Here is a 12,991-nt window from a genome sequence, read left to right as displayed (position 1 = left end):
CGCGCATGGACCCCAGTGATCGCGGGAACGATCCGCTAACGGCCTGCGTCCTCGGCAGAGGACACCGGGGTCGCCCTACTCCCTGGGCGGGAGGGCGGATGATCGCCACTCGTCCTTGGGGAGGAGCACATCGGGTCCCGAACAGTGCGGTAATGGAGGCAGGAACCGTACTGTGGTTTCTGTTGGAGAGCTGGAGCCGAGTCCGTCAGAAGGGGGCGCGCGAAGCCCATGAGCGGTGTCATGAAGCGTATGGGGATGATCTTCCGCGCGAAGGCAAACAAGGCCCTCGACCGGGCCGAGGATCCGCGCGAGACCCTCGATTACTCGTACCAGAAGCAGCTGGAGCTCCTGCAGAAGGTGCGCCGTGGCGTCGCCGACGTGGCGACCTCCCGCAAGCGCCTGGAGCTGCAGCTGAACCAGCTCCAGGGCCAGTCCGCCAAGCTGGAGGACCAGGGCCGCAAGGCGCTGGCGCTCGGCCGCGAGGACCTGGCGCGCGAGGCGCTGTCCCGGCGCGCCGCGCTGCAGCAGCAGGTGAGCGACCTGGAGGTCCAGCACCAGACCCTGCAGGGCGAGGAGGAGAAGCTCACCCTTGCGGCGCAGCGCCTCCAGGCCAAGGTCGACGCCTTCCGCACCAAGAAGGAGACGATCAAGGCGACCTACACGGCGGCCCAGGCGCAGACCCGGATCGCCGAGTCCTTCTCCGGCATCTCGGAGGAGATGAGCGACGTCGGCCTGGCGATCCAGCGGGCCGAGGACAAGACGGCCCAGCTCCAGGCGCGGGCCGGCGCGATCGACGAGCTGCTCGCCTCGGGCGCGCTCGACGACCAGTCCGGCCTGGGCAAGGACGACATCCAGGCGGAGCTCGACCGGCTGTCCGGAGGTACGGACGTCGAGCTGGAGCTCCAGCGGATGAAGGCCGAGCTGGCCGGGGGCTCCTCCGCGCAGCAGCAGGCCATCGAAGGCGGCGCGGCCGGCCGGCCGGACCAGGCGCAGCAGCAGTCCCACCCGCGCTTCGAGAAGTAGCGGCCCTCAGGGACACACCCAGGGGCACTTCGTTCAGGAGGACGGCACGTCATGATCGTACGGATCATGGGGGAGGGCCAGTGGAAGCTGGCCGACAGTCACTTCGCGGAACTGAACAAGCTGGACGACGAGCTCCTCCAGGAGATGGAGTCGGGGGACGAGGCGGGCTTCCGCCGGACCCTCGGCGCCCTCCTCGACGCCGTCCGCCGGATCGGCGCGCCGCTGCCCGACGACGCCCTGGAGCCCTCCGAGCTGATCCTGCCCGCCGAGGACGCGAGCCTCGACGAGGTGCGCCAGATGCTCTCCGACGACGGCCTGATCCCGGGCTGACCGGGGCCGGGCCGGGCCGGGGCGACCGCCCCGGCCCGCGGGCGCCGTACCGTTTCCTGCTGTGACGACCGACGGCACCCTCCTCACCCGGGCCCGGGCCTGGCTGCGGGCCCATCCGCTCGCCTTCGACGCGGGTCTCGCGTTCCTCGTGCTGGTGGCCATGGTCATCAGCTCCTTCACCGACCCGCACGGCCCCACCGGGCCCACCTTCGGCACCCGCGCGCCCACCGCCGGCGGGGTCGTGCTGATGCTGCTCGCGGCCACCGCCCTGGTCCTCCGGCGCCGCAGGCCCATCCCCGTGCTCGTCCTCACCGCCGGCTTCGCCCTGGTGGAGCTGGTCCGCGACGAGCGGCCCGCGCCGGTCGCCATGAGCGCGGTCGTCGCCCTCTTCACCGTCGCCTCCCTCACCGACCGGCCCACCACCTGGCGGCTCGGCATCGCCACCATGGGCGTGCTGACCGCCACCGCGATGTTCTTCGGGCCCACCCCCTGGTACGCGCAGGAGAACCTGGGCGTCTTCGCCTGGACCGGGATGGCCGCGGCCGCCGGGGACGCGGTGCGCAGCCGCCGCGCCTTCGTGGACGCCATCCGCGAGCGGGCCGAGCGGGCCGAGCGCACCCGCGAGGAGGAGGCCCGCCGCCGGGTCGCCGAGGAGCGGCTGCGGATCGCCCGCGACCTGCATGACGTCGTCGCCCACCACATCGCCCTGGTCAACGTGCAGGCCGGAGTCGCCGCGCACGTCATGGACAAGCGCCCCGACCAGGCCAAGGAGGCCCTCGGGCACGTTCGCGCGGCCAGCCGCTCCGCCCTCGACGAGCTGCGCGCCACGGTCGGGCTGCTGCGCCAGTCGGGCGACCCGGAGGCCCCCACCGAGCCGGTGTCGGGGCTCGCCGTCCTCGACGACCTGCTGGTCACCTTCCGCAACGCGGGGCTGCCCGTGGAGCTGGCCCGCACCGACGGCGGTACCGCCCTGCCGGCCGCCGTCGACCTCGCCGCGTACCGGATCATCCAGGAGGCGCTGACCAACGTGCGCAAGCACGCGGGCGCCGAGGCCCGCGCCGAGGTGAGCGTCGTGCGGGTCGGCCGCACCGTGGAGATCACCGTCCTGGACGACGGCCCCCCGATGCCGCCGCCCGGCGAAGGCGCCGACACCGGCGGCCACGGCCTCCTCGGCATGCGGGAGCGGGTCACCGCGCTCGGCGGCACGCTCACCGCCGCACCCCGCTACGGAGGCGGCTTCCGGGTGCAGGCGATACTGCCGGTGAACGACAGCGGGGAGGAAGCGTGACCATCCGGGTACTGCTCGCCGACGACCAGGCGCTGCTGCGCAGCGCCTTCAAGGTCCTGGTGAACTCCGAGCCCGACATGGAGGTGGTCGCCGAGGCCGCCGACGGCGCCGAGGCGGTGGCCCTGGCCCGCGCGGAGCGGGCCGACGTCGTCCTGATGGACATCCGGATGCCCGGCACCGACGGCCTCGCCGCCACCCGCATGATCACCGCGGACCCGGAGCTGTCCGCCGTACGGATCGTCATGCTGACCACCTTCGAGGTCGACGAGTACGTGGTGCAGTCGCTGCGCGCCGGGGCCTCCGGCTTCCTCGGCAAGGGCGCCGAACCGGAGGAGCTGCTCGGCGCCATCCGGATCGCGGCGGCCGGCGAGGCCCTGCTGTCCCCGGCCGCGACCAAGGGCCTGATCGCCAAGTTCCTCGCACAGGGCGGGGGTTCGGACCCCGAGGACGGGTCGGGGCCCGCCTACTCCGAGCGCCTCGCGGCGCTGACCGCCCGCGAACGCGAGGTCCTGGTGCTCGTCGCGGGCGGCCACTCCAACGACGAGATCGCCGAGCGGCTCGACGTCAGCCCGCTCACCGTCAAGACCCATGTGAACCGGACCATGGCCAAGCTGGGCGCCCGCGACCGGGCCCAGCTGGTGGTCACCGCGTACGAGTCCGGACTCGTACGTCCACGGGTGGAGTGAGCCCGGGGTCCGGCGTACTCCAGACGCGGTATGCGCGGCATAAGGAATTGGGCCCGGGGGGCGAGGATCCGCGCGTCCCCATGGCTGATCGTGTAGGCGGGTGCCCCGCGTGGGCGCCCGGGCGGCACCCGCGTGGGTGCCCGGACGCCTGCCGAGTACGCCACAGAAGAGAGACCCCATGTCCTGGCTGTCCAGATTCAGCCTCGCGCAACGGGCCCTGATCGGGCTGATGTCCATCGTCGCGATCGTCTTCGGAGCGATAGCGATCCCGCAGCTGAAGCAGCAGCTGTTCCCGTCGATCGAGTTCCCGATGGTCTCGGTCCTCGCCCCGTACCAGGGCGCCTCTCCCGACGTGGTCGAGAAGCAGGTCGTCGAGCCGATCGAGAACTCCCTCAAGGCCGTCGACGGCATCAAGGGCGTGACCTCGACCGCCTCCGAGGGCAGCGCCGTCATCATGGCCAGCTTCGACTACGGCGACGAGTCGACCAAGCAGCTGGTCGCCGACGTCCAGCAGGCCGTCAACCGGGCCCGCGCCCAGCTCCCCGACACGGTCGACCCGCAGGTCGTCGCGGGCTCCACCGACGACATGCCGACCGTCGTCCTGGCCGTCTCCTCGGACAAGGACCCGCAGGCGCTGGCCGACCAGCTGGACAGGACCGTCGTCCCGGTCCTGGAGGGCATCGACGGCGTCGGCCAGGTCTCCGTCGCGGGCGTCCAGGACCTCCAGGTCTCCATCACCCCCGACCCGCGCAAGCTCGCCGCGGCGGGGCTGAACACCATGAAGCTCGCCGAGGCCGTCCGCTCCGGCGGCGCGACCCTCCCGGCCGGTGCCTTCTCCGAGGACGGCAAGAGCCGCACCGTCCAGGTCGGCGGCGGCTTCACCTCGCTGCGGCAGATCCAGGACCTGCGGATCAAGCCCGAGCGGGGCCGGGCGGTGCGCCTCGGCGACGTGGCCACGGTCAGGCAGGAGGAGTCCCCGCGGGTCTCCCTCACCCGCACCAACGGCAAGCCCAGCCTCGCCGTGTACGCCACGATGGACAAGGACGGCAGCGCCGTCGGCATCTCCGACGCCGTCAAGGACAAGCTCCCGAAGCTGCGTCAGGACCTCGGCTCCGGCGCCGAGCTGACCGTCGTCTCCGACCAGGGCCCGGCCGTCGCCAAGTCCATCTCCGGTCTCACCACGGAGGGCATGCTCGGCCTGGTCATGGCCGTCCTGGTGATCCTGGTCTTCCTCACCTCGATCCGCTCCACCCTGGTCACCGCGGTCTCCATCCCGCTCTCGGTGGTCCTCGCGCTGATCGTGCTGTGGACCCGTGACCTCTCCCTCAACATGCTCACCCTGGGCGCGCTGACCATCGCCATCGGCCGGGTCGTCGACGACTCGATCGTGGTCCTGGAGAACATCAAGCGGCACCTGGGCTACGGCGAGGAGCGCGAGACCGCGATCCTCACCGCGGTCCGCGAGGTGGCCGGCGCGGTGACCTCCTCCACCCTCACCACGGTCGCCGTCTTCCTGCCGATCGGCCTGGTCGGCGGCATGATCGGGCAGCTCTTCGGCTCCTTCTCGCTGACCGTGACGGCGGCCCTGCTCGCCTCGCTGCTCGTCTCCCTGACGGTCGTGCCCGTCCTGTCGTACTGGTTCCTGCGCGCCCCCAAGGGGACCTCGGCCGACCAGGAGGAGGCGCGCCGCCTCGCCGAGGAGAAGGAGAACCGGAGCCGGCTCCAGCGCCTGTACGTGCCGGTGCTCCGCTTCGCCACCCGGCGCCGGCTCACCAGCGTGGCCATCGCCCTCGTGGTCCTCGTGGTCACCTTCGGCATGACCCCGCTGCTGAAGACCAACTTCTTCGACCAGGGCGAGCAGGAGGTCCTCACGGTCCGTCAGGAGCTGGCGCCCGGCACCAGCCTGTCGGCCGCGGACGAGGCGGCCAGGAAGGTCGAGCGGGTCCTGGCCGGCGCCGAAGGCGTCAAGGACTACCAGGTCACCGTCGGCTCCTCCGGTTTCATGGCGGCCTTCGGCGGCGGCACCGGCGCCAACCAGGCCACCTACCAGGTCGCCCTGGAGGACTCCGCCTCGTACCGGAAGACGCACGACGCGATCGAGGCCGGGCTCGCCCGGCTGGACGGCATCGGCGACACCACCATCTCCGCCGGCGCCGCCTTCGGCAGCCAGGACCTGAGCGTCGTGGTCAAGGCCGCCGACCCGCAGGTCCTCAGGACCGCCGCCGACCAGGTGAAGGCCGCGGTCGGCGAGCTGGACGACGTCACCGACGTGACCAGCGACCTGTCGCAGTCGGTCCCGAGGATCTCGGTCCGCCCCAACGCGAAGGCGGCCGACGCCGGCTTCGACGCCACCACCCTCGGCATGATCGTCGGCCAGGCCGTGCACGGCACCCCGTCCGGCAAGGCGATCCTCGACGACACCGAGCGGGACGTCCTCATCACCTCGGCCAAGCCGGCCACCACGCTCGCCGAGCTGAAGGCGCTGCCGCTGGGCCCGGTGCGGCTGGGCGACATCGCGACCGTCGAGCTGGTGCCCGGACCGGTCTCCAAGACCCGCATCGACGGCGCCCGGGCGGCGACCGTCACCGCCACCCCGGTCGGCGACAACACCGGCGCGGTCAGCTCCGCGCTGCAGGCCAAGCTCAAGGGCCTGAAGCTGCCGGCGGGCGCGACCGCGACCATCGGCGGGGTCTCGGAGGACCAGTCCGACGCCTTCGGCAACCTGTTCCTGGCGATGCTCGCGGCCGTCGCGATCGTCTTCATGCTGCTGGTCGCGACCTTCCGCTCGCTGATCCAGCCGCTGATCCTGCTGGTCTCGATCCCGTTCGCGGCGACCGGCGCGCTCGGCCTGCTGGTGGCCACCGGCACCGCGATGGGCGTGCCCGCGCTCATCGGCATGCTGATGCTCATCGGCATCGTGGTCACCAACGCGATCGTCCTGATCGACCTGATCAACCAGTACCGGGCCCAGGGCCTGGGGGTCGTCGAGGCGGTCGTCGAGGGCGGCCGGCACCGGCTGCGCCCGATCCTGATGACCGCCCTGGCGACGATCTTCGCGCTGCTTCCGATGGCGCTCGGCATCACCGGTCAGGGCGGCTTCATCGCCCAGCCGCTGGCCGTGGTGGTCATCGGCGGTCTGATCAGCTCGACCCTGCTCACCCTGCTGCTCGTCCCGACGCTCTACGCCATGGTGGAGCTCCGCAAGGAGCGCCGGGCGGAGAAGAAGGCGGCGAAGCGCGCGGCGAAGGACGGCGGGGCGCCGGTCCCGCCGCAGGCCAAGGAGCCGGCCGGGGTCTGACCCGTACGCGCACGAAGGAAGGGGCGCCCCGCGATCTCGCGGGGCGCCCCTGTTCCGTCGAGCGGGGAATCGTTACGGCAGGGCGAGCATCCGCTCCAGCGCGAGCTTGGCGAAGCTCTCCGTCTCCTTGTCGACCTGGATCTGGTTGACCAGGTTGCCCTCGGCCAGCGACTCCAGGGTCCACACCAGGTGCGGCAGGTCGATGCGGTTCATGGTCGAGCAGAAGCAGACCGTCTTGTCGAGGAAGACGATCTCCTTGTCCTCGGCGGCGAACCGGTTCGCCAGGCGGCGCACCAGGTTCAGCTCGGTGCCGATCGCCCACTTCGAGCCGGCCGGGGCGGCCTCCAGGGCCTTGATGATGTACTCGGTCGAGCCCACGTAGTCCGCGGCGGCGACGACCTCGTGCTTGCACTCGGGGTGGACGAGCACGTTGACGCCCGGGATGCGCTCGCGGACGTCGTTGACCGAGTCCAGGCTGAAGCGGCCGTGCACCGAGCAGTGGCCGCGCCACAGGATCATCTTGGCGGCGCGCAGCTCCTCGACGGTGAGCCCGCCGTTCGGCTTGTGCGGGTTGTAGACGACGCAGTCGTCCAGGGACATGCCCATGTCGCGCACGGCGGTGTTGCGGCCCAGGTGCTGGTCCGGCAGGAACAGCACCTTCTCGCCCTGCTCGAAGGCCCAGTCCAGGGCCTTCTTCGCGTTGGAGGAGGTGCAGATGGTGCCGCCGTGCTTGCCGGTGAAGGCCTTGATGTCGGCGGAGGAGTTCATGTACGACACCGGCACGACCTGCTCGGCGATGCCGGCCTCGGTCAGCACGTCCCAGCACTCGGCGACCTGCTCGGCGGTGGCCATGTCGGCCATCGAGCAGCCGGCCGCCAGGTCGGGCAGCACGACCTTCTGGTCGTCGGAGGTCAGGATGTCGGCCGACTCGGCCATGAAGTGCACACCGCAGAAGACGATGTACTCGGCCTCCGGCTTGGCGGCGGCGTCGCGGGCGAGCTTGAAGGAGTCGCCCGTGACGTCGGCGAACTGGATGACCTCGTCGCGCTGGTAGTGGTGCCCGAGGACGAAGACCTTGTCCCCGAGCTTCTCCTTGGCGGCGCGGGCACGCTCCACCAGGTCGGGGTCGGAGGGCGAGGGCAGGTCGCCGGGGCACTCCACGCCACGCTCGCTCTTCGGGTCGGCCTCGCGGCCGAGCAGCAGCAGGGCGAGCGGCGTCGGCTGGACGTCCAGGGGCTGGGCGGTGGTCACGTCACGCACCCTTTCTACTTCTACGGTGAGCCTCGAAAAGCCTTTTCGTCTAAATGACGCTATCTATCATAACCGGTTCACGTCACTTTGACGATGTCCATAGTGTCGATGTGACGAATTCGCCTCGCGGTCACCGCTCCCGGCTTCCGCGTCGGGTGTGCGAGCATGAAAGGGAAAGACACGCCTCGGCCCGGAATGAATCCGCGGCCCCGCCGGTTGCAACCGTCGGCAAGCAGTCTCCGTACCAACCCGGGAGAGACACAGATGTCCGTATCGGACGAGAAGACCACTGTCAGCGACGGCATCCTCCTGTCCGACGCCGCCGCGGCCAAGGTCAAGGCCCTGCTCGACCAGGAAGGCCGCGACGACCTGGCGCTGCGCGTCGCCGTGCAGCCCGGCGGCTGCTCCGGCCTGCGGTACCAGCTGTTCTTCGACGAGCGCTCGCTCGACGGCGACGTCGTCAAGGACTTCGGCGGCGTCAAGGTCGTCACCGACCGCATGAGCGCCCCGTACCTGGGCGGCGCCTCCATCGACTTCGTCGACACGATCGAGAAGCAGGGCTTCACGATCGACAACCCGAACGCCACGGGCTCCTGCGCCTGCGGCGACAGCTTCAGCTAAGCCGTACGTACGAGAGGGCGGCACCCGCGGTCCGGGTGCCGCCCTCTCGTGCTCTCGGAGCGTCCGCGCCTACTTCCGCGGCACGGCCTGCCCGCTCGCCCCGTCCACCACCTGCCGGTCGCCCAGCGGCTGCTTCAGCGTCACCGTCTTCGTGACCTCCACGGCGATCGCGATGCACGCCTTGTCCGGGTCGGTCGGCTGCTCCGCGATCCGCACCACGACCTTCCGCGGGCTCTCCACGGCCGTCGCGGTGTACGTGCTGCACACCCCGCCCCAGAAGGTCACCGACAGCTCCCGGTCCGCCGGACCGGCCCGGAACGAGGAGATCTGACGCTCCGGCGCGGTCCCCTGGTCCGGAGTGGGGGAGGGCTTCGCCGGCGGCGCCAGATAGCGCGCGTCCACCGCCGTCCGCGCCACCGTGTACGGCTCGGTGCCGGGCTTCGCCCGCGCCGAGAAGAGCCAGGCCGGCACGAGCACCTGCTCACCGTCCACGTACTGCGCGGCAAGACCGAAGCGCGCCCCGGTCACCGTCACCACCTGGGGCGGCGCCGGGTCCCCGGGCGCCCGGCACGGCGCGTCCGGCCGGACGTCCCGCGCGGCGTCGGTGCCCGCCGGGGGGTCGGTCGCGCAGCCGCCGATCCCGATCGGCCCGGTCCCCTTCGCGGCCTTGTTCAGCTCGTCCAGGGCCTTCTGCGCGCCGATCACCGGATACGTGTCGCCCTCGGCCGGCTCCTTCAGCCGGCCGCTCCCGGCGACCAGCGAGCCGTCGGGGCCCACCTGGACGCCGGTCGACCAGCCGTACGTCGGCAGACCGCCGACCACCGGGTCGGCGTTGACCACCCGCACCGAGCCGTTCATCAGCTGCCGCGCGTCCAGCTTGGCGTCGTCCTGGCCGATCGCCTTCAGCACCGGCGCCACGGCCGCCTTCGCCACCGCCTCGCTCACCGGGCTCCCGCCGCGCGGGGGCTTCGCCTCTCCCGGCGGCGGGCACGCCTTGCCCTTCAGACAGGTGTCGCCCGCGGGCCCGTCCTCCTGCCGGCCGAAGGTCCAGCTCCCCGGAGCCTTCACCGAGACGTCGAGGCGCGGCCCCGACTCGTCCCGCTGCGGGGCCAGCTGCCACACCTCGCCCACCAGGCGCGGGGTGCCGGAGATGCCCAGCGCCCGCGCGAGACGGGTCACCTCCGCCGAGGTCACCCGGCCCTCGGGCCGGTGGACCGCCGCCGACGCGGGGCCCTTGGGGAGGGAGCCCTCGGCCCGGTAGACGGTCCCGTCACCACCGCCGCCGGGGTCGGGCTCGCCGGGTGCGATCCCCGGGGTGCCGTCGCCCTTCTCGTCCAGGTTCAGCGGCGGGGGAGCGGCGGGCGCCGACCGCGCCTTCGCCGCGCCGCCGCCCCCGCCGACCGCCGTGGTCGCGTAGTACACGCCCCCGCCGCTCGCCAGGAGCACTCCCGCCGCCACCGAGGCGACGAGAAGCGGCCCCCGCTTCCCGGTCCGGTTCTCCGTACTGCTCACCGCACGCTCCTCCTGACCATGCCGTCCCTGCGGAAGACACCGGTGGGACGGGAGCGGCGCGCGTCCGGTTCCGCTTGTCAGGCTCCGTACTCGGAGGTGGCGGCGATCAGCCGGGCCGACGCGGCCGGGACCTCGACGCCGTGGATGAGCGCGGGGGAGACGGGGGCGGCCGCGGGGGCGGCCGGAGTCACCCAGTGCGGGGCCATCCGTGCACTGTCACCGCACAGCTGCGCAAGGCTGAACTCGGACTCCTGGTGCTCACGGGGAGCGGGGTACTGGGTCATGGCGGCACCGTACGCACGCCGAGGGTGCGGGGAAAAGCCCTACTCTGGGGTAGTTTCCGCTGTTCGGCATGCGTGGTCGCACCCGGTAGCGTTAATTGTCATTCCCGCCCGTCACCCACCGTCACCCTTGTCGGAGCGCTTCGCGCGCCCCTCTCGATTACCGCAGGAGCGTCCAGCCGTGCGTATCGCAGTCACCGGCTCCATCGCCACCGACCACCTCATGACCTTCCCGGGCCGGTTCGCCGACCAGCTCGTGGCGGACCAGCTCCACACGGTCTCTCTCTCCTTCCTCGTCGACAACCTCGACATCCGCCGGGGCGGCGTCGGCCCCAACATCTGCTTCGGCATGGGCCAGCTCGGCGGCAACCCGGTCCTCGTCGGCGCCGCGGGCTACGACTTCGACGAGTACCGCGCCTGGCTCGACCGGCACGGCGTCGACACCGGCTCGGTGCGGATCTCCGAGGTCCTGCACACCGCGCGCTTCGTCTGCACCACGGACAAGGACCACAACCAGATCGGCTCCTTCTACACCGGCGCGATGAGCGAGGCCCGGCTGATCGAGCTGAAGGCCGTCGCCGACCGCGTGGGCGGCCTCGACCTGGTGCTGATCGGCGCCGACGACCCCGAGGCGATGCTGCGCCACACGGAGGAGTGCCGCACCCGCCGGATCCCCTTCGCCGCGGACTTCTCGCAGCAGATCGCGCGCATGGACGGCGAGGAGATCCGCACCCTCCTCGACGGGGCCACCTACCTCTTCTCCAACGAGTACGAGAAGGGCCTCATCGAGTCCAAGACGGGCTGGACCGAGCAGGAGATCCTGGAGCGCGTCGGCCACCGGGTCACCACCCTGGGCTCCCGCGGCGTGCGCATCGAGCGCGTCGGCGAGCCGGCCATCGAGGTCGGCTGCCCGGAGGAGGAGGCCAAGGTCGACCCCACCGGCGTCGGCGACGCCTTCCGCGCGGGCTTCCTGACCGGCCTCGGCTGGGGCGTCAGCCTGGAGCGCGCCGCCCAGGTCGGCTGCATGCTCGCCACCCTCGTCATCGAGACCCTGGGCACCCAGGAGTACACCCTGGCCCGCGCCCACTTCATGGAGCGCTTCGCCAAGGCGTACGGCGACGAGGCCGCCGCCGAGGTCAGGACGCACCTGTCCTGACGTTGTCCTGAAAAAGTCCCCGGAGCCCCGCGCTCCGCGCCGCACGGGCGCGGAGCGCGGGGCTCCGGCGCGTCACGACACCCGGCGCACCACGTACGCGGTGCCGCCCTTCGGCGAGGGCTCCTCGCCCACGTACTCCTGGCCCCGCATCTCGCACCAGGCCGGGATGTCGAGCCGGGCCGCCTCGTCGTCCGAGAGCACCGTCACCGTGCCGCCCACCGGTACGTCGCCGAACACCTTGGCGAGCTCGATCACCGGGATCGGGCAGCGCTTGCCGAGCGCGTCGATCACCAGTGCCCCCGTCGCCCCCGGGGCCGCCACCGGTTCCGGGGCCCCGAGCCGGTCCCGCACGGAGGCGACCAGACCCGGCAGCACCGCCAGGAAGCGGTCCACGTCCTCCTCCGAGGTGCCCGTCGGCAGCGACACCCGTACGTTGCCCTCGCTCAGCACTCCCATCGCGCGCAGTACATGGCTGGGCGTCAGCGTCGAGCTCGTACACGACGAACCGGACGAAACGGAGAAACCCTCCTTGTCCAGCTCCAGCAGCAGCGTCTCCCCGTCGACATAGAGACAGGAGAACGTCACCAGGTGCGGCAGCCGCCGCACCGGGTCGCCCACCACCTCCACATCCGGCACCAGCCGCGGCACCCGCGCCCGGATCCGGTCCACCAGACCGCGCAGCCGCGCCGCCTCGGCCGCCGCCTCCGCCCGCACCGCCCGCAGCGAGGCCGCCGCCGCCACGATCGCCGGCAGGTTCTCGAAGCCGGGCGCCCGTCCCGACTCCCGCTCGTCGGCCGGACCCTGCGGGGCGAACCGGACGCCCTTGCGCACGGCGAGCAGCCCGACCCCCGCCGGGCCGCCCCACTTGTGCGCGCTCGCCGCGAGCAGCGACCAGCCCTCCGGCACCGGACCCCAGCCGAGCGACTGCGCCGCGTCCACCAGCAGCGGCACCCCGGCCGCCCGGCAGGCCGCCGCGACCTCGGCGACCGGCTGCTCGGTCCCCACCTCGTGGTTGGCGGACTGCAGACACGCCAGCGCGGTACGGGCGTCGAGCGCCGCCGCGAAGGCCTCCGGGTCCACCGCGCCCGACCGCTCCACCGGCACCTCGGTCACCGAGCCGCCCGCCGCCGTGTGCGCCTGGCCGGCGTGCAGGACGGAGGAGTGTTCGACCGCCGAGACCACGAGCCGGTCCCCGACACGCCGACGCCCCGCGAGCGCGCCGGAGATTCCGGCGTGAACCGCGCGCGTCCCCGAAGGAGTGAAGACCAGCTCGTCCGGGCGGCACCCGACCGCGTCCGCCGCGGCCTCCCGGGCCGCGTCGAGCAGCATCCGGGCCCGCCGGCCCTCCCGGTGCAGCCGGGCCGGGTCGGCCCACCCCTCGTCCAGGGAGGCAAGCAGCGCCTGGCGGGCGACGGGGTGCAGCGGGGCGGCGGAAGCGGCGTCGAAGTACGGCATCCGCCCACGCTAACCCCGGCCGTCGAGTACCCGTCAGATGCCCCGCCCGCACCGCCGATCGGCCCCGTGGAACCCACCCGCGGAACGCAG

11 protein-coding genes are annotated in these 12,991 nt (G+C 72.4%); 7 read left to right on the top strand and 4 right to left on the bottom strand.

Annotated elements, in window-relative coordinates:
• The first annotated feature begins 228 nt into the window (after nucleotides 1–228).
• The 5 genes from ACH414_RS23670 (at nucleotide 229) to ACH414_RS23650 (ending at nucleotide 6,625) form a co-directional block, all read left to right on the top strand.
• Nucleotides 229–1,023, top strand: coding sequence for a PspA/IM30 family protein (locus tag ACH414_RS23670; RefSeq protein WP_382548916.1), 795 nt, complete (start codon nucleotides 229–231; stop codon nucleotides 1,021–1,023).
• Nucleotides 1,024–1,074: 51 nt separating this feature from the next.
• The gene (locus tag ACH414_RS23665) at nucleotides 1,075–1,353 is read left to right on the top strand and encodes a hypothetical protein (RefSeq protein ID WP_386565153.1); all 279 of its coding nucleotides are present in this window, start codon (nucleotides 1,075–1,077) and stop codon (nucleotides 1,351–1,353) included.
• 61 nt (nucleotides 1,354–1,414) lie between these two features.
• A complete protein-coding gene (locus ACH414_RS23660; RefSeq protein WP_382548912.1) occupies nucleotides 1,415–2,641 on the top strand; it encodes a sensor histidine kinase in 1,227 nt (408 codons plus the stop codon).
• On the top strand, nucleotides 2,638–3,327 hold the full coding sequence (locus ACH414_RS23655) for a response regulator (RefSeq protein WP_398943223.1): 690 nt from the start codon (nucleotides 2,638–2,640) through the stop codon (nucleotides 3,325–3,327). The genes ACH414_RS23660 and ACH414_RS23655 overlap by 4 nt, the downstream gene beginning before the upstream one ends.
• A 178-nt stretch (nucleotides 3,328–3,505) precedes the next feature.
• Nucleotides 3,506–6,625, top strand: coding sequence for an efflux RND transporter permease subunit (locus tag ACH414_RS23650; RefSeq protein ID WP_382548908.1), 3,120 nt, complete (start codon nucleotides 3,506–3,508; stop codon nucleotides 6,623–6,625).
• A gap of 72 nt (nucleotides 6,626–6,697) precedes the next feature.
• Here ACH414_RS23650 and nadA read toward each other — a convergent pair whose 3' ends face one another.
• Entirely contained in the window at nucleotides 6,698–7,885 is a 1,188-nt protein-coding gene (gene nadA / locus ACH414_RS23645; protein ID WP_382548907.1) for a quinolinate synthase NadA, read from the bottom strand.
• Between the two features lie 255 nt (nucleotides 7,886–8,140).
• On the opposite strand from nadA, the gene ACH414_RS23640 reads away from it, so the two are divergent.
• On the top strand, nucleotides 8,141–8,497 hold the full coding sequence (locus ACH414_RS23640; protein WP_019885637.1) for an iron-sulfur cluster assembly accessory protein: 357 nt from the start codon (nucleotides 8,141–8,143) through the stop codon (nucleotides 8,495–8,497).
• Between the two features lie 69 nt (nucleotides 8,498–8,566).
• On the opposite strand, the gene ACH414_RS23635 is transcribed toward ACH414_RS23640, so the two are convergent.
• Nucleotides 8,567–10,009 (bottom strand): hypothetical protein, encoded by a 1,443-nt coding sequence (locus ACH414_RS23635; protein WP_398943221.1) that lies wholly within the window; start codon nucleotides 10,007–10,009, stop codon nucleotides 8,567–8,569.
• Nucleotides 10,010–10,086: 77 nt separating this feature from the next.
• Nucleotides 10,087–10,293, bottom strand: coding sequence for a hypothetical protein (locus ACH414_RS23630; protein WP_382548903.1), 207 nt, complete (start codon nucleotides 10,291–10,293; stop codon nucleotides 10,087–10,089).
• 178 nt (nucleotides 10,294–10,471) lie between these two features.
• On the opposite strand from ACH414_RS23630, the gene ACH414_RS23625 reads away from it, so the two are divergent.
• Nucleotides 10,472–11,446: a carbohydrate kinase family protein gene (locus ACH414_RS23625; protein WP_382548901.1), complete on the top strand. Its 975-nt coding sequence runs from the start codon at nucleotides 10,472–10,474 to the stop codon at nucleotides 11,444–11,446.
• Nucleotides 11,447–11,518: 72 nt separating this feature from the next.
• Here the strand turns inward: ACH414_RS23625 and ACH414_RS23620 are convergent, their stop codons facing one another.
• Nucleotides 11,519–12,901, bottom strand: coding sequence for a cysteine desulfurase/sulfurtransferase TusA family protein (locus ACH414_RS23620; RefSeq protein ID WP_382540568.1), 1,383 nt, complete (start codon nucleotides 12,899–12,901; stop codon nucleotides 11,519–11,521).
• Nucleotides 12,902–12,991 lie beyond the last annotated feature (90 nt).

This window comes from Streptomyces sp. NPDC020422 (assembly GCF_044386705.1).
GTDB lineage: Bacteria > Actinomycetota > Actinomycetes > Streptomycetales > Streptomycetaceae > Streptomyces.
This window is presented reverse-complemented; position numbering and strand designations above follow the sequence as displayed.

Coding starts and splice junctions, on each gene's coding strand:
- ACH414_RS23670 (WP_382548916.1), top strand. CDS start 229: ATGAGCGGTGTCATGAAGCGTATGGGGATGATCTTCCGCGCGAAGGCA.
- ACH414_RS23665 (WP_386565153.1), top strand. CDS start 1,075: ATGATCGTACGGATCATGGGGGAGGGCCAGTGGAAGCTGGCCGACAGT.
- ACH414_RS23650 (WP_382548908.1), top strand. CDS start 3,506: ATGTCCTGGCTGTCCAGATTCAGCCTCGCGCAACGGGCCCTGATCGGG.
- ACH414_RS23640 (WP_019885637.1), top strand. CDS start 8,141: ATGTCCGTATCGGACGAGAAGACCACTGTCAGCGACGGCATCCTCCTG.
- ACH414_RS23630 (WP_382548903.1), bottom strand. CDS start 10,293: ATGACCCAGTACCCCGCTCCCCGTGAGCACCAGGAGTCCGAGTTCAGC.
- ACH414_RS23620 (WP_382540568.1), bottom strand. CDS start 12,901: ATGCCGTACTTCGACGCCGCTTCCGCCGCCCCGCTGCACCCCGTCGCC.